This is a genomic window from Metallosphaera tengchongensis, from assembly GCF_013343295.1.
GTDB classification, from domain to species: Archaea; Thermoproteota; Thermoprotei_A; order Sulfolobales; family Sulfolobaceae; genus Metallosphaera; species Metallosphaera tengchongensis.
The window spans coordinates 940,422-958,733 of sequence record NZ_CP049074.1 but is presented as its reverse complement, the minus strand read 5'-3'; the positions used below and the strand labels follow the sequence as shown (position 1 = coordinate 958,733).

Annotated in this window: 19 protein-coding genes and 1 tRNA gene; 8 read left to right on the top strand and 12 right to left on the bottom strand. The window is 40.2% G+C overall.

Annotation, left to right across the window (positions count from 1 at the left end; all coding sequences use genetic code 11):
* Window positions 1–268: 268 nt before the first annotated feature.
* The 4 genes from GWK48_RS05145 to GWK48_RS05130 all read right to left on the bottom strand — a co-directional run bounded on the left by GWK48_RS05145 (window position 269) and on the right by GWK48_RS05130 (window position 4,864).
* On the bottom strand, window positions 269–1,672 hold the full coding sequence (locus tag GWK48_RS05145) for an NAD(P)/FAD-dependent oxidoreductase (RefSeq protein ID WP_174630235.1): 1,404 nt from the start codon (window positions 1,670–1,672) through the stop codon (window positions 269–271).
* A gap of 1 nt (window position 1,673) precedes the next feature.
* The gene (locus tag GWK48_RS05140) at window positions 1,674–2,687 is read right to left on the bottom strand and encodes an adenylosuccinate synthetase (RefSeq protein ID WP_174630234.1); all 1,014 of its coding nucleotides are present in this window, start codon (window positions 2,685–2,687) and stop codon (window positions 1,674–1,676) included.
* Window positions 2,688–2,822: 135 nt separating this feature from the next.
* On the bottom strand, window positions 2,823–3,866 hold the full coding sequence (locus tag GWK48_RS05135; RefSeq protein ID WP_425487488.1) for a formate--phosphoribosylaminoimidazolecarboxamide ligase family protein: 1,044 nt from the start codon (window positions 3,864–3,866) through the stop codon (window positions 2,823–2,825).
* On the bottom strand, window positions 3,866–4,864 hold the full coding sequence (locus tag GWK48_RS05130; RefSeq protein ID WP_174632554.1) for a formate--phosphoribosylaminoimidazolecarboxamide ligase: 999 nt from the start codon (window positions 4,862–4,864) through the stop codon (window positions 3,866–3,868). Before GWK48_RS05130 ends, GWK48_RS05135 begins: the two co-directional genes overlap by 1 nt.
* A gap of 63 nt (window positions 4,865–4,927) precedes the next feature.
* Between GWK48_RS05130 and purB the strand changes: the two genes are divergently transcribed.
* The 4 genes from purB to tes all read left to right on the top strand — a co-directional run bounded on the left by purB (window position 4,928) and on the right by tes (window position 9,333).
* Window positions 4,928–6,280, top strand: a complete 1,353-nt coding sequence (purB, locus tag GWK48_RS05125) for an adenylosuccinate lyase (RefSeq protein ID WP_174630232.1) — start codon at window positions 4,928–4,930, stop codon at window positions 6,278–6,280.
* Window positions 6,281–6,478: 198 nt separating this feature from the next.
* Window positions 6,479–6,563 (top strand) — tRNA-Thr (locus GWK48_RS05120).
* Window positions 6,564–6,582: 19 nt separating this feature from the next.
* Window positions 6,583–7,521, top strand: coding sequence for a thiamine-phosphate kinase (locus tag GWK48_RS05115; protein WP_174630230.1), 939 nt, complete (start codon window positions 6,583–6,585; stop codon window positions 7,519–7,521).
* A gap of 66 nt (window positions 7,522–7,587) precedes the next feature.
* The gene (tes, locus tag GWK48_RS05110; protein ID WP_174630228.1) at window positions 7,588–9,333 is read left to right on the top strand and encodes a tetraether lipid synthase Tes; all 1,746 of its coding nucleotides are present in this window, start codon (window positions 7,588–7,590) and stop codon (window positions 9,331–9,333) included.
* Window positions 9,334–9,337: 4 nt separating this feature from the next.
* On the opposite strand, the gene GWK48_RS05105 is transcribed toward tes, so the two are convergent.
* The 7 genes from GWK48_RS05105 to GWK48_RS05075 all read right to left on the bottom strand — a co-directional run bounded on the left by GWK48_RS05105 (window position 9,338) and on the right by GWK48_RS05075 (window position 14,170).
* A complete protein-coding gene (locus tag GWK48_RS05105) occupies window positions 9,338–9,967 on the bottom strand; it encodes a 2,5-diamino-6-(ribosylamino)-4(3H)-pyrimidinone 5'-phosphate reductase (RefSeq protein WP_174630226.1) in 630 nt (209 codons plus the stop codon).
* A gap of 156 nt (window positions 9,968–10,123) precedes the next feature.
* Window positions 10,124–10,657 (bottom strand): MBL fold metallo-hydrolase, encoded by a 534-nt coding sequence (locus GWK48_RS05100; protein WP_246263932.1) that lies wholly within the window; start codon window positions 10,655–10,657, stop codon window positions 10,124–10,126.
* A 2-nt stretch (window positions 10,658–10,659) separates the two neighbouring features.
* Entirely contained in the window at window positions 10,660–11,367 is a 708-nt protein-coding gene (locus GWK48_RS05095) for a phosphoribosyltransferase family protein (RefSeq protein WP_174630222.1), read from the bottom strand.
* A gap of 77 nt (window positions 11,368–11,444) precedes the next feature.
* Window positions 11,445–12,884 carry an Asp-tRNA(Asn)/Glu-tRNA(Gln) amidotransferase subunit GatB gene (gatB, locus tag GWK48_RS05090; RefSeq protein WP_174630220.1) on the bottom strand — a complete coding sequence of 480 codons (1,440 nt, stop codon included), beginning with the start codon at window positions 12,882–12,884 and terminating at the stop codon, window positions 11,445–11,447.
* Window positions 12,885–12,890: 6 nt separating this feature from the next.
* The gene (gene cdd / locus GWK48_RS05085) at window positions 12,891–13,292 is read right to left on the bottom strand and encodes a cytidine deaminase (RefSeq protein ID WP_174630219.1); all 402 of its coding nucleotides are present in this window, start codon (window positions 13,290–13,292) and stop codon (window positions 12,891–12,893) included.
* Window positions 13,267–13,926 carry a uracil phosphoribosyltransferase gene (gene upp / locus GWK48_RS05080; RefSeq protein WP_174630217.1) on the bottom strand — a complete coding sequence of 220 codons (660 nt, stop codon included), beginning with the start codon at window positions 13,924–13,926 and terminating at the stop codon, window positions 13,267–13,269. The genes cdd and upp overlap by 26 nt, the downstream gene beginning before the upstream one ends.
* Before the next feature lie 4 nt (window positions 13,927–13,930).
* A complete protein-coding gene (locus tag GWK48_RS05075; RefSeq protein ID WP_174630215.1) occupies window positions 13,931–14,170 on the bottom strand; it encodes a 30S ribosomal protein S28e in 240 nt (79 codons plus the stop codon).
* A gap of 76 nt (window positions 14,171–14,246) precedes the next feature.
* Between GWK48_RS05075 and GWK48_RS05070 the strand changes: the two genes are divergently transcribed.
* A complete protein-coding gene (locus GWK48_RS05070) occupies window positions 14,247–14,432 on the top strand; it encodes a 50S ribosomal protein L24e (protein ID WP_174630214.1) in 186 nt (61 codons plus the stop codon).
* Window position 14,433: 1 nt separating this feature from the next.
* Window positions 14,434–14,856, top strand: coding sequence for a nucleoside-diphosphate kinase (gene ndk, locus GWK48_RS05065; RefSeq protein ID WP_174630212.1), 423 nt, complete (start codon window positions 14,434–14,436; stop codon window positions 14,854–14,856).
* Here ndk and infB read toward each other — a convergent pair.
* Window positions 14,846–16,639, bottom strand: a complete 1,794-nt coding sequence (gene infB / locus GWK48_RS05060; protein ID WP_174630211.1) for a translation initiation factor IF-2 — start codon at window positions 16,637–16,639, stop codon at window positions 14,846–14,848. The two genes, ndk and infB, sit on opposite strands and share 11 nt — an antisense overlap.
* An 80-nt stretch (window positions 16,640–16,719) precedes the next feature.
* On the opposite strand from infB, the gene GWK48_RS05055 reads away from it, so the two are divergent.
* Complete coding sequence (locus GWK48_RS05055) at window positions 16,720–18,003, top strand: NAD(P)-dependent malic enzyme (protein WP_174630209.1); 1,284 nt, start codon at window positions 16,720–16,722, stop codon at window positions 18,001–18,003.
* Between the two features lie 57 nt (window positions 18,004–18,060).
* Window positions 18,061–18,312 carry a DNA-directed RNA polymerase subunit H gene (locus GWK48_RS05050; RefSeq protein ID WP_174630207.1) on the top strand — a complete coding sequence of 84 codons (252 nt, stop codon included), beginning with the start codon at window positions 18,061–18,063 and terminating at the stop codon, window positions 18,310–18,312.

Sequence of the window (18,312 nt, the reverse complement as noted above, 5' to 3'; positions counted from 1 at the left end):
TGTTATGCGAAATTTTTCCAAATAATGTAGAACACTGAAAAGTATAAAGAAAGATTATGGGTTAGACTATTCAGTTCCTCATGTAGATTCGGTCATCCGAAAATGTCTTCAATTTAATTTGATTTAATGCCTACAATTAATATTTTTAAAATAATAAAATATTTAATATCAGTAAACATTTTAGATCAAAAAGATCTTAGTTTCAGGACACATTGGCCGAAACTTAATAGGAACACTTTATCATTACATATTCCTGTGACTCAATTGGCTAACTTATCCCTAATTTGCTAATTATTCCCCTAGCAGCAAGTATTCCAGTAGCAGCGGCAATATTTATTCCCCTAGATAGACCTGCACCATCTCCTGCCACGTACAAATTGTCTACCACAGTTTCCATATTGCTATCTACGACAGCCTTCATACTGTAATATTTTATTTCTGGTGCGTAAAGTAAAGTGTTAGAAGAATATATCCCAGATGCCATGTTGTCCAATCTTTCAAGACCTTCTATTAGGTCAGCCACAACTCTGTAAGGCATGCCCATGCTTATATCTCCTGGAGTTACGTCTTTTAACGTAGGCTTCACTGTAGAACGGCTTATCCTATCCCAAGTACTTCTTCTTCCCTTTTCGAAATCTATTAGTCTTTGAAGGATAGGTTTCTCCCCACCTAATCTAGTCATAAGTCGCGCTACACTCTTACCATATTCTATGGTGTCCTCCAGTGGATCCGAGAGTTTAACCGTAGCTAGGAATGCAAAATTGGTGTTTCTACTCTTCTTATCTACGTAAGTCTCGCCGTTAACCCCTATAGTACCATCATCATAAACTTCTTTCATAATATATCCTCCGGGATTGACGCAAAACGTTCTAACCTTGTCGTCATATTTCCTGGTGTACATGATAACTTTTGGATCCCATACTGCACTGGTAAGGTCTTCCATGATGAACGATTCTACCTCAACCCTCACTCCAATATCCAAAGGACCTGAAACCATATCAACCCCAAGTCTCTTAGCCTGATCGTAAAACCACTTAGCTCCAGATCTACCGGGCGCTGCCAGAACTGTCCTAGCTTCTATTTCTCCCTTATTAGTCTTGAGGTTAAACATGTTTCCCTTTTTCTCGATCTGGTAAACCTCAGTAAGCTCAGAAATTTTCACTCCGTTTCTTTCAACATAATTTGTAATTTCCTCAATAACCATAGGACTTTTATCCGTGCCTATATGCCTCTGTAATATAGGAACGAATTCAGCTCCAGCTTTTGCTGCTTTTCTCTGAACTTCCTTTACCTTCTCCTCATTAGGTCTGAATAATCTGTCTCGAGGTGCTCCAAATTTTACGAAGATATCATCAACGTAATTTATCATGTTTTGGGCTTTCTCCCAACTTCTCATTAATTCGTGGAGCTCTCCTCCTATATCTGGTCTCAAGTTGATTATTCCGCTACTAAACGTTCCTGCTCCGCCAAGGCCGTAGTTTATATGACATGGAGTGCAGAAGGTGCATTTCTCCTTTGGCGATAGAAGAGGGCAACTTCTCTTGGAAGCCTTCACCCCTTTATCCACAAGAAGTATTTTATAGTCTCCATTTTTCGGAATAGCGTTAGCCATCTCATACGCAGCGAAAAGACCTGCTGGACCACCACCTACAATTACCACGTCGTACTCCATTTCAATCACCTATTTTCTCGCTTCTAAGATCAATGGTCTCGATTGCATCCTCCCCTGTACCGATTAGGGTTATGGGAACCTTTAGTTCACTTTCAAGCTCTTCTATCCATAGCCGTGCGTCTCTCGGAAGTTTAGAATAGTCTTTAATCCCCTTAGCGTCCTTAAATATAGCGTCTAGTTTCGTTATGGCAACCTGAGTAGCTGAATTCAATCTTATTGCCTTCTTTGCCAAAGGTGTATTGAAAGGAGATACTCTTCTGACCCTACCAGTAACCGTTCCTCTTTCAAGCAATCCAAGATGTTCAGCCTGCTCTGGCGTGAGTTCATTTTCTAGATAGCCTTCGCCTACCCTAGTGACAAACGATTTAAAAACAACTATAATTTGACCAACGTACTTTGGTCCCACTCCTACCTCGCTCAGCACACCACTGGCCGTTGTGTTCCTGCTAGTTACGTATGGATATTCACCATGATATAAGCTAAGATAGGTCCCCTGAGTACCCTCAACCATAATTCTTTCTCCAGCGTCTAATCTTTCTAAGAGCATTTGAGGTACATCAGTAATGTATTTTTCTAATTCCTCAAAATCTTTTGCCAATTTTAATTTCCTTAGGATTCTCTTTGCTTCAGCCATTCCCACTCCCTGTCCAGTGCTTCCAATGGTTTTCATTAAATGTTCGTCTTTCCTCTCTTCCTGGATTTCTTCTTCTGTAATAATACCTACATGTTTATCTATTACTATTCTTTCACTGGAGCCAGTTTCAATCATTTCCTTTCTCAGCTGTTCCACACTTGTAAGAGCTCCAGGTCCAATTGCCAGGGTTACTTTAGGATTAATGAAGGCGGACGGGATTATTCTAATTTTCCAAGTAGAACTGTTATATTTCACTGTGTGACCAGCATTAATGGAACCAGTTCTAACTGAAACTGTGTATCCTCCCATGAGACCAAGGTAAGAGGCTATTTTTCCTTTGCCTTCATCTCCGTAAAAACCTCCAACGAGTATATCGAGCATTAAACACCGTTTTGATTAGTGATACTTCATGGTATAAAAATGTCTCGAGTCAATACTCTATAATTATAATTCTTAACATTGGTATAGAACTGAAAGAGATTGTTACTAGAATTACTAAAATTTTATAATTATAAATCAGCTTACTATAACGTCCAGCTCTCTCTTGATTATGGCCTCCTTAATCTCAATTGCTATCCTTCTACCCAAGCTGATAGGTTTCCCAAAGTAAAGTTTGGAGTACTGACTGCCTATCCCCATGTACGCATTGGTTCCTCCTCCAATTCGAGGCGCTACATCAAAGACAACTATGTCTAGATCTGGGGTAACTGCCAATTGTAAGGTGAAAGGTCCTATTATACCAGGTTTTTCAAGTTTCTTCGTAGCTTCGACAAACGAGTATCCTGCGTCAAATAGCTTTTCCAGTAAACTCTCGCGAATAGTAGCAGGTTCATGACCAACTTCGATAAGCCTTGGATACTTTTTGAGTTTGATTTGTATTTCTGCGGGTAATCTGTAAAAGGAGTCCCAATCACTCTGAATTCTTCTATCCACACTAATTATCTCCACTCTATCAAATATGGGTGAGTAGAAATAGTTTACATTAAAGTACGCTCCGAATATGAATTGCTCTATTACCATTTTAGTTACGCTTTCCTCATCTATTACACCGTCCTTGGTTAGTTTTTGGAGCTTTTGCTTGAAATCTTCAGAGTCAGATGCAAAAAAGAATCCCCTCTCGACTCTACGCCTAGCCTCAGGTAACTTTACAATAACAGGGTCCTCAATTTCCTCCGGTTTTATTATTTTTGGATATTTTATTCCAGCTTCTTTAAGAATTTTGTAATAATTCTTATCTCCACTTCTCTCTTCCCATCTAAGCATCATTCTGTTCCCGAAGAATTTGACTCTCATTGATTCTATTGCGTCGTAACCGAGGTAAACTGCCATACTTCTATTAGGGACAATCAGAGTGTCTTGCTGTAGTAGTCTGCTTTGAACCTTGTCCGTGATAATTTCTTTAAAATCATCGAGTATAATACATTCATCCACTACCCTTTTAAATTCAATATAAGGTCTTTCTCTACCTTTCTTACAAAGTGCTACTGTATAAAATCCCTCATCCTTTGCACCGTCAAAAACGTCTAGGGCCGAGTGGCTGGCTACGGAAGCGATCCTCACTATGTGGTCACCTCACTGGTTCTATTGTTTTCCTTTGCAAGTTTTATTTCTCTAGATATCCTTCTCCCAACGCTCATGGGTTCATCCCAATAGAGCCAGCTGTAGGGGCTTCCATCTATGTATAAGTTCGTCCCCGCTACGATTCTACCTGAGAACTCAAACACTATCACGTCCAGGTTTTCAGTAACAATTGACTCTAAGCAGAAAGGTCCTATAATCCCTGGGGGTACAACTTCCCTGGTCGTTGCTACGAAGCTTTCGGCGTAGTCGAACACTGCAGGTAGAAGACTTTCTCTAGCTACAGCCGGGATATTACCTGCTACCACGAAAGAGGGTTCCTGAGAGATCCATGAGGGAAGCCTTTTCAGACCATCTATGTTAGTTTCGTACCTTATATCTATTCCAGTTAATTCCACCCTACGAAAGATCGGACTATAGAAAAACTGGAAGTACATAGGAATTCCGATCACATATTCCTGGATTATTATTTCCCTTTGGTCATTTACCATTCCTTTGTCCAATAACCTCCTTATTCCATCCTTCACCTCCCCCTTGCTCCTAGCTACGAAATACCCCTTCCCACCCTTAGCTCCAGGAAGTTTCACTATCACTGTTCTATCAACTTCTTCCGGGTCACTGAACCTGGTGGGGGTTTTGATTTTGCTCAATTCTAACAATTTCATTTTCTTCTCTTGATTAGACTCCCAAGGAAAGAGAGATCTGTTCCCGAAAATGGGGATCCTTATTTTAGAGACTCTCTCCATCCCTATATACTCTATAAGACTACCGTGCGGTATAAAAATAGAGTCTTGTATATTATTGATAAGTGAGACGGCTTCATCCTCGTTGGAGTAGACATGAAATTTATCAATAAAGGGAAATCTTTTGTAGAAGCTTTGTCTTTTTTTATCCACTACTATTTCGGTCTGGAATCCCTCCTTCTTTGCTCCGTGAAGTATTTGAAGAGAGGAGTGGCTAGCTAGGGTAATAATAGACATTTTGAGCAACAAGTGTTTTTGAGAAGAGGTATTATTTTAAGCTTCTCTGAGCTCTCAAAGAATATGGATATTGTATGTCCAATAGATTGGAGATATGGAAGCGGAGAGATGAAGAGGATATTTACGAGAGAGTCGTCACTCCAGTACAGAATAAGAGTAGAGTTAGCAATTTTGAACGCATTGAGTGACCTAGGATATGTATCAAAGGAAGATGTTCAGAAAGTCAAGGAAGCTTCGAAGAGTCTTCGAATAGAAGAAATAGATGAGCTAGAGAGCAAGTTAGGACACGATGTTATGGCAATGGTAGTAGCTCTAGCAGAGAAATCAGGGGACTCTGGCAGGTTCATTCACTTTGGGGCCACTAGTTACGATATTGTGGATACGGCCAACGCTCTTATCGTCAAGGACGCGTTGAGCGTAATAAAGAAAAAGATCAGAAGAATATTAGAAAAATTAAAGGAGTATAGTATTACATATGAAGACGAAGTGATGGTAGGGAGAACTCACGGGCAGCACGCTGTACCTATAACTTTGGGTTTCAAAATGGCTAATTATTTGTATGAGATGTCAAGAGCACTGGAGAGACTTTTGGAGACAGAGAAAAGAGTAGTTTTAGGCAAGATGAGCGGAGCTGTGGGTACTATGGCTGCGTGGGGAAGTAACGGAATTGAAGTAGAGAAACGAGTTATGGAAGAGTTGGGTTTGGAACCCCATGCCATATCAACGCAGATAGCGCCCAGAGATGGTTTTGCAGAGTTGATTAGTAACATGACGATAGCGGCTTCAGTAATGGATAGGTTTGCCATAGAGGTGCGCGAACTCATGAGGCCAGAGATCGGGGAGCTTGCAGAGGGTGTAGGTAACAGGGTAGGAAGCAGTACAATGCCTCATAAGGAGAATCCAGTAACGGCGGAGAAAGTAAGCGGATTAGCTAAGCTAATGAGGGGTATGGTGATACCGGCGCTTGAGAATATTCCATTGTGGCATGAGAGGGATCTGACCAACAGTTCCAGTGAGAGATTTATCATTCCTCATGTCTTTCTGATAATGGATGAGATGTTAGATAGTTTTTATGATTTACTAACTAACCTGAGAGTTTATCCAGGATCATTAAAAAGAAATCTCCAACTGACAAAAGGTCTAAATATGGCCGAAAGCCTTATGATCAACTTGACCCTAAAGGGTATGTCTAGGCATAAAGCGCATGAAATTGTAAGTCGTCTGTCTAGGGAAGCTAAAACGGAAAATAAAACGTTGTATGAGGTCGCTAAGGATAACGATACCATAAAGAACTTATTTAACGATGATGAACTAAAAGAGGTTCTTAACCCCCAAAAATACTTAGGCGAATACAAGGAATTAATAAGGAGGGCTATCGCCTATTACGAGACCGTAGTTAAGGAAGTGGAGAGGTAAGTAATTTGTTTTAAGCATTGCTATGAAATTTTCTTACCGATCCTCTAGGCGTTATGGGAAATTTGAAATCATAAGTTATATGGAAAAATAGCTTTGTGAAGAGTACGTGAAAATTAAATTCCCAAAAAACCGTTGGCAGTTTTACCAAGTGGAAAGGACAGTAACGCATTAATATCATTTGTTAACATCATTGATTATGCCGCTGTAGCTCAGCTGGTAGAGCGCCGGCCTCGTAGGCTTCCGTGGGAGCCGGTGGTCGCGGGTTCAAATCCCGCCGGCGGCTTTTATCGTTAGGTGATATAATGAAATTAAAGGAGATTGGAGAACATGGCTTCATCAAGGATGTGATCTCAAGATATGTCTCAACTGATGTAAATCTCGATGTCTATGTTCATGACGGTATTGTACTCAAAGTAGATGGGTTTCCTATAAGTAACACTCTTCCATTCATGGATCTTTACGATATAGGCTGGAAGGCTGTAGTGGCAACTTTTAGCGACCTAATCTCCTCAGGATCGGTTCCTAAATTTATTCTTTCCTCTGTCGGTTTGAATCCTGAACTGGAAGTTGATGAAGCACAAATGTTAATGAAAGGGATTAAAGATGCAGCGGACTACTATGAATCTTCCTATGTTGGTGGGGATACAAACTCCACCAATGGAAGTGGTTGGATAGATATTGTTGGATGCGGGGAACTCATATGCCATGACAGACCTAAGCCAGAGCCCGGTGACATAATTTTTATCACAGGAAAGTTAGGCTACACCACTAACGCATTTTTATGGTATACCTCTAAAGGTAAAGTCCCTCTCCTTAATGAAGCTAAACAGAAATTGATGCACCCTATTGTTAACAGGACATTAATAAAATTACATAAAAAGGCCTGTGGGGTTGTCGCATTCTCAACGGACATCAGTGACGGATTATTGGTTACTTTGAAGAAAATGATTAATTACTTAGGAAACGGCGTGAATTTACACCAAATACCTTTAATTGACTTTACTCAAGAGTTGGTTGATAATGGGACCTATGGAATCGAGGATATACTCAAGTTCAGCGGAGAAGAGTATGAGACAATTTTTGTAGTAAAGAAACCGAATTCAAAAATGTTTGAGGAAATTGCAAAATCCGACGGGTTGAATGTCATTAGAATAGGTGAGGTCATCGAATCCAAATCAATAACTCTTAACTCCAAAATGTTAGAAATTCATGGCTGGGACAATTTTAAAGGTTGGTTTTAACCAAATAACCCGTTTATTGGGTGAATAGACTTATATATAGTGCTAACAATTGATCACTAGATCTGCATGGCTCAAGTGGAGGAAAAGAGTAATGGCTTTAGATTATTACCAGCGCCTTCTAAGTTTGAAGACGGAGTAGTAAAGTTTGGGGATAGGGATATTAAAATAGGCGGACCCTTACCTAAGCTTTCAGAAGATGAGAAGCTAATTAGAGTTACCCACTCCCTTTGTCCGGCATGTTACAGACTGCTTCCTGCTACAATTTTTGAGAAAAATGAAAAAATGTATATTAGGAAAATATGCCCTGATCATGGAGAGTTTGAAGACCTTTATTACGGAGACGTAGGGATGTATTACAAGTTCGACTATTGGGAGTATGAAGGTAAGGGGCCGAAGGTACCTTACGTGGATTTGAAATCGCCATGTCCCTACAATTGTGGGCTATGCCCAATGCATCATCAGCATTCAGCCTTGGTTAACCTTGTAATAACCAATAGATGCGATTTGTCTTGTTGGTATTGCTTCTTCTACGCAGAGAAAGCTGGATATGTCTTCGAGCCGACCCTAGAGCAAATAAAGTTCATGGTGGATCAGCTTAAGAGGCAAGATACAACTTTGGTTATCCAAGTGACTGGAGGAGAGCCTACTCTTAGAGAAGACATCATCGAGGTAATTAAGCTATTGAGGGAATCTGGAGTAAAACACGTCCAACTCAATAGTTGGGGTGGTACATTTGCCAAGATGTATATGAGCGATCCAGACAAGGCCGTAAGATACGCTGTGGCTTTACGTGAAGCCGGAGTAAACACTGTCTACATGAGTTTCGACGGAACTACTAGAAAGACTAACCCTAAAAACCATTGGGAGGTTCCATATACTTTAGAAGTATTCAGAAGGGCAGGAATGACCAGCGTTGTTCTAGTTCCTACAGTTATTAAGACAGTAAATGATCATGATCTAGGAAATATTGTAAAGTTTGCTGCCAGAAATATGGACGTCGTAAGAGCTATCAATTTCCAGCCTGTGAGTTTAACGGGAATGATGAAGAGAAACATGAGAGCTAAGTTCAGGATAACAATTCCAGAGGTTCTGAAGAACGTTGAGGATCAAACGGATGGAGAAATAACCAGAGATAGTTGGTATCCCATAGGAACTTCTGTTGTGTTCTCCAGGCTCGTGGAGGCCTTAACAGGAAAGGAGCAGTTTGAGATGGCCAATCACCCAAGTTGCGGTGCAGGTACTTATGTGTACGTGGAATGGAAGGACAACGAACCTCACTTCATACCTATATCCAAGTTTATCGATTTAGAGGGATTACTAGAATACTTCAAGGAGAAGTCTGAGGAACTGAGAGAAGGGACCAGCAAGTATTGGGTCGGGTTGAAGCTTCTTTATAACATCAGGAAGTTCATCGATAAGGAGAAGGGACCTAAGGACTTCGACGTTTACAAGATGCTCTATAATGTGGTGGTTAGTCATAATTACGAGGCACTTGGAGAGTGGCACTATAGGACATTGTTCTTAGGAACTATGCACTTTATGGATCTCTATAACTATGATATCAATAGGGTAATGAGATGCGACATACATTATGTAGTTCCAGATGGTAGAGTTATCCCCTTCTGCACGTACAATGTACTTAACGACCTTTACAGGGATAAAGTATTACGAGAATATCAGATACCTCTAGATGATTGGATAAAGAAGTATGGTGAGAATAGCCTAGGCGATGCCATGAAGTACAGAAGAGTAGCAAGTGCTCTTGAAAAGGGAGAAATATACAAGCAGACCTATAAATACTTCCAGGAGTAAAATATTATTTTTTATTAATTTTTTTATACGTAATAACTATTTCTTCTCTACATTGGCAAAGATATGCAGAAAACAGTTTGAATGTAGGGGATAACGCTCCAGGAAATCCCTCTCCATCGAAAACTGATACTCCAGCCCCAAATATTTTAGGGGATATAGTCAGCCTTATCTCGTCTATGCAATTCTCCTTTAGGAGGGACCAATTGAGTTTTCCTCCACCCTCAACCATAACCTTCTTAACCTGAAAGAATGAATATAGATCCTCCAGAATTTCACATGTCTTAGAGAAAATTCTTATCTTAACCCCTTTCTCTACAAGATGATCTAATTCCTTTGGATTTTTTGTGTACACGACAGTTGGTGGTGGAACCTCAAATACCCTTAAATTCTCATCTAGCTTACCAGAAGCTGTTACTATTACTCTTAGAGGATTTTGGCCCATAGAATATTTAATCGTCAATTTAGGATTATCTATCCTTGCTGTATTTGCCCCAACCATAACGGCATCAACTTCGCTCCTTAAAATGTGTTGTCTTTCCTTGTCATACCGGCAACTTAGTTCACTATATGAATCTCTAGACGCTAACCTTCCGTCTATTGTCATTGTGCTAGATAGGATAACATAAGGTCTCATGGTTTAGGAATTGGCGGTCTCAAGGTATAAAACCATACTCTTAAGTCGCACTTATCCCTAAGTCTGCAAGTAGTGCAACAATCCGGGCACACGTTGATTTCTCTAATTTCGCAGAACTTCACTAACTTAAGCCTAAAACACGAGCCACATAGTTCTTCAAAAACCATGTTTGTTAGACCTCGAGTATTCATAAAGCCCGAAAACATACTTAATTCTTTTTGTGTCTAGAATCGAAATCCTAGATGAGCCTGAGAAAAGATAATCTCCTTTGATCGTCATTATGGAGCCTTTGGTTGGAGTTCCAGTTCGTAGAATTAATAGATCCCCTATTTTTTCTATATTTCCTCTCAAAACCATAAAGGGGGAGACAGGAGGATATTCTATTCCCATGCAGTTCCCTTTCCTTACCCAGCTGGCGTCTAATTCATGTATCAATAACTTAACTCCCAAAGTCTCCGCTAGGAATTTTGCACCTGCAGCGGCATCAGGGATGCAACTGGTTAAAATCAGATATTTCAAGTCTTTCCTTGAAACTACCTCAAGTACATTTCTGGCCACGTTTAATGGGTCACTTATCCCCCCAGAGTCTATTATTACGAAACCTTCATTGAAGCCCACAAGATATGAATTCCCGTTATTTCCTTGCTCTCTACTACCCACTAAATAAACGTTGGTTCCTAACCTTGCCACGGTCAAAGTCTAAATACCGCCTCTACTTCAACATCTTCTAAACTTACAGGAGCTTTACCTACTGTTACCATCACGAAAGCTCCTTTTACTAATCCGTTTCCTTTCCTAATTAGCTTAGTTGTAGAAATGATGGTCTTTCCGGTCTTCATAACGTCATCGACAATTAGAATCTTATCGCTTTTAGAAATAAAGGATTTCCTAACATATAGATTCGATACTATGCTATCTGACTCTCTGAGGCTCTCCTCCAAGTATTCAAGATAGACCGAGTCTCGATGTTTCTTTACTACTATCAGCGGTCTATTCAAGGTAACGGAAACTAATGTAGCGAATGGGATACCATTGTTTGCTATTCCTACTACCTTGTTCACTTCGCTGTATTTTGATAAGTAGTCTTCTAAAAGTAGTCTTAACATGTTGGGGTAATGAAGAAGTTCTGAGGTATCTATGAACGAATCTGGAAAAGTCTTAATTTTGTTCAAAAAGAACTTGGTAATAAAGTTCTTTTGTTTTATTTTTTCAATGAGATCTCGAGCTTGTTGCTCGCTGGGAACAGTTGTCCCATTAACATATCTGCAAAGGAGACTCTCCTGTAAGCCTAATATTTTTGACAGTTCCTTGTAAGTGTAACTTGCCTTTAATTCTCTAAGTAAGTCGGTCGCGAGTAATCTGTCCCTTAAATCCCTATCCTTGCTCACACCCCTATTCAATTAATAAGCCACCTTCCACTTGAATTATACGGATGATTGGGATCTTAAGTGCTGAAAATTTAGTGATGAAATTCAATCTACTGACCTAATAGGTTAAGTTTCTTTCTGATTAATTCATTTACTATCTTAGGATCAGCCCTCTTGTTGGTGTTTTTCATGACTACGCCTACTAGGTAATTGATAACCTTTGGATCTCTCTTGGCTTTCTCATAGACATCAGGTTCCTTAGCCAAGGTTTGATCTATAATATCCTCTATTAACTTCTCATCGGATATTGTAGTAAGATCCATTGATTCGACGATCTCTTTTGGCATTTTACCCTCTAACACAATTCTAGGAAGTATTTCCTTCACGATTTTAATCGTTATAGTTCCCATGTCCATCATCTCCATGAGCTGGCTTAAGTGAGCTGGAGTTGCTTTAGACTCAGTTATTTTCATATTTCTATCGTTAATCCATCTCAAATAATCGTTTATTATAAGATTAGATAATTTTTCATAATTTTTATATTTTTTACCTGTTTCTTCAAAGAGGTCAGCAAGAGCTTTATCCATAACTAGAACAGTAGCATTGTACCTACTTATTCCGTACTGTTTGATCATTCTCTCCACTCTAGCGTCTGGTAGTTCGGGGAGAGTTTTCCTTATTTCTTCAACGTAACTTGGTTTAATTTCATATGGGGGCAAATCAGGATCTGGAAAATATCTATAATCTTCATCGGTTTCTTTAGCTCTTGAAGAAACAGTAATCCTTCTCGCTGAATCCCAATGCCTAGTCTCTCTGGTAACTTTTTGGCCTTGGAGTATAGCCGCTCTTTGCCGAGCTACTTCATACTCTATAACGTCCTTTACGTCCTTAGGGGAACCAACGTTTTTTACTTCGACTCTCTCCCCACCTTCCACAGATATATTTACGTCAGCTCTCATTGAGCCTTCAACGTCACAATCGCATATTTCTAGATGCTCCAGAATCGACTTTAGCTTGTCTAGAAAGAGCTTTGCTTCTCTAGACGTTTCAATATCAGGCTCAGTTACTATCTCTAACATTCCCATTCCAGACCTGTTATAATCTAATAACGTATAAGTACTCGTAAGCATGGAGCCAGTTGGATAAATGGTCTTAGCTGGATCCTCTTCTATGTTAATTCGTCTTATTCTAATGATTTTGTTATCTATGATGACGTAACCGTTCTTGGCTATAGCCATACTACCTGGCCCATCGTATTGAGATATTTGATAATTTTTAGCCATATCTGGATAAAAGTAATGTTTCCGTGTGAATATGAGATAACTTGGATACTCGCAATTAAGAGCTAATGTAGCCATCAATGCTTTTCTTAGAGCTTCTTCATTTAGGACCGGTATTGCCCCTGGGAGCCCTAAACATACAGGACAGAGGTCCGTGTTAGGCTCGAGGTCTGTATAGGTGGATGAACAGGAACAAAATAGCTTGGTTTTAAGAGTAGTCATATGCACATGGACTTCAAGCCCAATTTTCGCTCTTGGTTCTGTGTTCATCCATGGTCACCTCTTAAATGAAAATGATTCAGGTAAGAGTTCATTCAGCTTATATTCGATAATATCCCCATTATTATTCCTTGTTACTACTATCACATCTTTCGAAAATTCTGCCAAGACCTGTCTACACGCTCCACAAGGCATTATTCCTTTACCATTTTCTAATGAAATTGCAATTTTCTTGAATTTATTTAGACCTCTAGTTACAGCGTTAAACACAGCAACCCTTTCCGCACATATCGATAGACCGTATGATGAATTTTCGATGTTAGTCCCTACAATTACCTCTCCGTTCTCCGTTAAGATAGCTGCACCTACCTTGAGCCCTGAAAATGGAGAATATGAGTTTTTGGCTATACGTTTTGCATGATTTAAAAGTTCCTCATCCGAAGGATCTATCACCGGCATCACCTAAACCAGGGACAATGTATCCGCTTAGGTTAATCTCCGGATCTATGGAGACAGTGAAGATATCTACGTCAGGGTAATGGTTCTGAATTCTACGTATTCCGTAACTCGATGATATTACAGAAGCTATAATAATACGCCTTGGATTGGCGTAAGATACCCTACGCAAAGCGCTCAACATGGTACTTGCTGTGGCTATCATAGGATCTGCAATAATGGCTATATCTTTACTTGAAATTTTAGGCATCTTTTCATATGAAATCTTAACATCCATTTCTGTTGGAGGACTGGAACTGGTCTGTGATTCGCCAATCTCCATTCTAGATGCTGCAATAACGCCTTGCTTAGCTGCAGGGAATGCCTTGAGTAGTCCCTCTACCAGAGGCGTCGCTGCCCTCAGAATATTCACTATTAAAATGTTATCTATATCCCTAATAACAAGTCCCTTAGTGCTAACCCCAATAGGAGTTTTAACTTCAACTATTTCAAAGTCCAACCTGTTAGCTATTTCGTATCCTATGAGTCTACCTAATCTTACCATTCCTTTCCTGAAAGCTACTTGATCGGTTCTTTCATCCCTTAGTTGCGTGAGAATATGTAAAAACAAAGGCTTATCTAATAAAAATATAGCCATATAGTTACCTCTTAGTTGTGAGCTTTCTTGCCTCCCTTTCAGTTTCTCTAAGGATAACTATGTCACCAAGTCTTACAGGTCCCTTTATGTTTCTTGTTAGTATTCTGCCTTTATCTCTTCCCTCCAATACCCTCACTCTTACTTGAGTGACCTCTCCCGTCACTCCGGTTCTATCTAAGATTTGGATTACTTCTGCAGGAAACCCGAATTCCTCTATAATGGAGGACTGTTGCTTTTCACTCATCTTTCATTACCTTATATAGTGGTCACAGCAATTCACTTAAATACTTCACTCATATTGAGAATTAGGTTAGATCAATATGGTTACCTCCCACAAATGTAGTTTCTGTGGTGGCGAAATACCGCCGGCTACCGGTATAATGTATGTGAAAAATGACGGAAGTATTCTTTGGTTCTGTTCAAGTAAATGTAGGAAGTATATGCTAAAATATCATAAAGACCCAAAGAGGCTGAAGTGGACGGAATCATATTCGAGGGTAAGGTAAATTGGTCCTCCAAAGAACATTTGTAATGATAAAACCCGATGGGGTCAGGAGAGGATTAATTGGAGAGATAATTGGAAGGTTGGAAAGAAAGGGACTCAAAATAGTCGCTATGAAGATGACAAGGATTGATAAACAGATAGCGCATAAACTTTATGAGGAGCATGTTGGGAAGCCCTTCTTCAACGACTTAGTTGAGTATATTGGTTCAGGACCGGTTGTATGTATGGTAATAGAAGGTGATGAAGTAGTAAAGGTTATGAGAACAATGATAGGCGCAACGGATCCTAAGGAGGCCTTACCTGGAACAGTAAGGGGAGATCTAGCCATGAGTAAGGGTGAGAATGTAATTCATGCTTCCGATGCCGAAGAAAAAGCTAAGAAGGAGATGTCTCTATTCTTCTCTCCAAGCGAGATTATTGGATAGTGATACCGTAGAGTGGATCTTCTGATCTCTTTATTCTTATTATTTCTTTGACCACTTCCATCATATCTTCGGTAATGGAGTCTTTATAGTTTTTAAATAGAATTTCTAGATCTTCCTTAGGTACGTCTGAGTAAAGGACATCGCCCTCCTGAACATGTCTTCCCACCATTATATTTCCCTTTATGGACATTGATACTTCCATACCCTTGGTTGCCCTTTCCACGTTTTTCTTGTTGTCCTGAATTCCCAGAACTTCTCCAACCCTTTTACCATCCTCTTTAATTAAGGGATATTTCGGTTTAATTACGCCTCCTAAAATCTCAACTCCAACTATAACCGGATCGCTTCTTCTAAACACATATCCAGGCAAGATCTTCAACTTCCCTGGAAGGATGAGTGAGTCCAATGTCCTTCTCTTCCTTCTTTCCCTAAGATCTTCAATGTATTTTTGTGTTTCATCTATCAATTGATAAATTATATCATTATAAATAATTTTGACTTTTGATGTGTCAAGGCCAGGCAACGGCTTTACTCTAAACGCAGCTATTATTCCGAATTCCTCATTCTCCTTAGCTGATAGTTCTGCCTCTATTAGGTCTCTTTTAGATATAGGCCCTATGTCAGCCATTCTTACAGGGATTCCTATTTTTTCAAAGCCCATTATTAGCGACTCCAGGGAACCTAAACTATCGGCTTTAACTACTATTCCTGAGTCGTTTTTAGAAAATCTTACCTTAGAAAGCTCATCCAAGATAGTTTTGGTGACATCTGATAGTCTATCCTCTGTATCAACGCTATAGAGCGGGGATCCTGCCAGAGCTTCCTCTAAACCAGGCGCGGAAATTTTGACTCCCGCTGCAGCAACTATCTCATCAATAGCTCTATATCCTGATTTTGTAACTCTCATATCTTGTAGAGGTGCAGGTAATAGTATGTTTCTTATCTTGGTAACAATGACTCCGTTCAGACCACCCAGTACTATAGTGTCGTTTTTCCTTAGTATTCCATCATATATTATGACGTCTATAGTATGACCTAAGCCCTGCTCTTCCTTTACTTCAAGCACTACACCTTTGGCTGGCCCTTCTGCAATTTTTAATCTTGTCTTAAGGTAATGCTGAGTTAAGCCAGCAAGTAAAGCTAGAAGCTCTGGTAATCCCTCCCCAGTCTTTCCTGAAACTGGGACTATAGTGATATATTTCGTAAAATCCTTTACTCTATCGAATCTCTCTGCGTTAAAGCCTAGCTCAGCTAATTGCATCACAAGCTTGTAAATATAGTTATCTAAAGATTTCTGAACGTTTTGAGACTGAGACTTTAGGGAAATGGTGAAAGGTTGGTTTTCTAATGGTCTCCACCCAGGAATTCTATCAATTTTATTAGCAGCGACCAGGAAAGGGACCTTCCTTTCTTTCAATATGTTAATAGACTCTGTGGTCTGTCTTTGAAATCCTTCAGTTATGTCCACGACTAGAATGGCGATGTCGGCAACGCTCCCTCCTCTTTTCCTAAGGTTGGAGAAGAGCTCATGCCCAGGAGTATCTATAAAGAGAAGTCCTGGAATCTCGAGTTTTATTGGTATAATGTTTCTAAGTGGCTCAGCGACCTTTTCTATGACGCTGCTCGGAACAAAACTAGCGCCTACCTCTTGCGTCATTTCCCCTGGTTCTTTCTTTACCACTGCGGTCCCTCTTATCTTGTCCAAAAGAGTAGTCTTGCCATGGTCAACATGACCCAATACTACTACTATAGGCTGTCTTAACTTAACAGTTGACTGAGACAATTAGAATCACCACACTAAGTTACTACATGAAATAATGTCTATTATTTTTAAGCAAGTTTAGTCTGAGATGAATGGGAAGTATGGTAGCTAATTTCGAAGATAGAGCCTTGGACATCGCGAAGAAATATAAAGGAAAGATACAGATGATGCCGAAAGTTCCTGTTAATTCTTTGGAAGATTTTTCGGCTTTATATACTCCAGGCGTGGCCGCTGTTTCTCAAGCAATAAGGAAAAACCCTGAGCTTTCATTTCATTATACATATAGATGGAATGCCATAGCAGTGATTACAGACGGCTCAAGGGTTCTTGGTCTGGGGGATATAGGTCCTGAAGCAGCGATGCCTGTGATGGAAGGCAAAGCTCTCATTTTCAAGTTTTTAGGGGGAGTGGATGCAGTTCCATTGCCTGTGGGTACTAAGGATGTGGACAAGATAGTAGAGACTGTGAAGATATTAGAGCCCTCTTTCGGAGGAGTGAATCTAGAGGACATAGAATCCCCCAAGTGTTTTTACGTCCTAGAGAAACTCAAGGCAATAATGGATATACCAGTCTGGCATGATGATCAACAAGGTACTGCTGGTGCGACGTTAGCCGGTTTGATAACCGCGCTCGAACTGGCAGGAAAGAAGATAGATAACGTGAAGGTTGTCCTTTTTGGAACCGGGGCCGCAAATATAGCCACTGCCAGACTTCTTAACAAGTATGGTATACCGTACAAGAATATGGTACTAATCGATTCTATAGGAGTCCTTCATAAAAGTAGAAATGACTACGAAAAAATGAAGACCGAAAATCCCTGGAAATATGAGCTGATGAAGGAAACTAATGGTGACAATAACATTTCTATAGATGACGCGTTTAAAGGGGCCGATGTTCTCATAGCTGCCTCGAAGCCAGGTCCGAACGTCATAAAGAAAGAGTGGATAAGACTAATGAACGATAACGCAGTTATATTCGCCCTAGCAAACCCGGTTCCAGAAATATGGCCGGAGGATGCAAAGGAGGCGGGCGCCAAGATAATTGCTACTGGAAGAAGCGATTTTCCGAATCAAGTAAACAATTCCCTAATATTTCCAGGGGTTTTTAGGGGAGCTTTAGACGTGAGGGCCAGAGCAATTACAGATGAGATGGTCATTGACGCAGCGAGAGAACTAGCCAGTCACGTCAGAGAGAAAGGTATTTCAGCAGACTATATCATTCCTAAGATGACAGAGTGGGAAATCTATCCGAGAGTAGCGTCAGCGGTGGGAATGAGGGCTATTCAACAGGGAGTTGCTAGAGTTACAAAAACTTATGAGGAGCTGTTTGAGAACGCTAAAGCTCTAATTGAAAGAACTAGAAGGCAGATGTCTAGCATAGCTTAAATTTTTATAAGCATACTCCATATGGTGGTTTGCCTAGTATACTAGGGTGTAATGGTTATGCGTTCAACTTCTAAAAAGATAGATCCTAGGGTGCACGCTCTCGTTCCTAAGCATGAAGTTCTCTCGATTCAAGAGGCATATGAGCTTCTAAAGAAGCTCGGGATTGGGCCAGAGCAGTTGCCTTGGATTAAGGCCTCCGATCCTATGGCGAGATCCATAAATGCTAGGCCTGGTGATATAGTAAAAATTACTAGGAAAGGTCACACGATAGAGGAGTCTGTAGTTTACAGATACGTGGTGAGTGGTTGA

What these genes read in the sequence shown, in the direction of transcription:
- GWK48_RS05145 (WP_174630235.1), bottom strand. Translation starts at nt 1,672, where the DNA reads ATGGAGTACGACGTGGTAATTGTAGGTGGTGGTCCAGCAGGTCTTTTC.
- GWK48_RS05140 (WP_174630234.1), bottom strand. Translation starts at nt 2,687, where the DNA reads ATGCTCGATATACTCGTTGGAGGTTTTTACGGAGATGAAGGCAAAGGA.
- GWK48_RS05130 (WP_174632554.1), bottom strand. Translation starts at nt 4,864, where the DNA reads ATGTCTATTATTACCCTAGCTAGCCACTCCTCTCTTCAAATACTTCAC.
- purB (WP_174630232.1), top strand. Translation starts at nt 4,928, where the DNA reads ATGGATATTGTATGTCCAATAGATTGGAGATATGGAAGCGGAGAGATG.
- GWK48_RS05115 (WP_174630230.1), top strand. Translation starts at nt 6,583, where the DNA reads ATGAAATTAAAGGAGATTGGAGAACATGGCTTCATCAAGGATGTGATC.
- tes (WP_174630228.1), top strand. Translation starts at nt 7,588, where the DNA reads ATGGCTCAAGTGGAGGAAAAGAGTAATGGCTTTAGATTATTACCAGCG.
- GWK48_RS05105 (WP_174630226.1), bottom strand. Translation starts at nt 9,967, where the DNA reads ATGAGACCTTATGTTATCCTATCTAGCACAATGACAATAGACGGAAGG.
- gatB (WP_174630220.1), bottom strand. Translation starts at nt 12,884, where the DNA reads ATGAACACAGAACCAAGAGCGAAAATTGGGCTTGAAGTCCATGTGCAT.
- cdd (WP_174630219.1), bottom strand. Translation starts at nt 13,292, where the DNA reads ATGCCGGTGATAGATCCTTCGGATGAGGAACTTTTAAATCATGCAAAA.
- upp (WP_174630217.1), bottom strand. Translation starts at nt 13,926, where the DNA reads ATGGCTATATTTTTATTAGATAAGCCTTTGTTTTTACATATTCTCACG.
- GWK48_RS05075 (WP_174630215.1), bottom strand. Translation starts at nt 14,170, where the DNA reads ATGAGTGAAAAGCAACAGTCCTCCATTATAGAGGAATTCGGGTTTCCT.
- GWK48_RS05070 (WP_174630214.1), top strand. Translation starts at nt 14,247, where the DNA reads ATGGTTACCTCCCACAAATGTAGTTTCTGTGGTGGCGAAATACCGCCG.
- GWK48_RS05055 (WP_174630209.1), top strand. Translation starts at nt 16,720, where the DNA reads ATGGTAGCTAATTTCGAAGATAGAGCCTTGGACATCGCGAAGAAATAT.
- GWK48_RS05050 (WP_174630207.1), top strand. Translation starts at nt 18,061, where the DNA reads ATGCGTTCAACTTCTAAAAAGATAGATCCTAGGGTGCACGCTCTCGTT.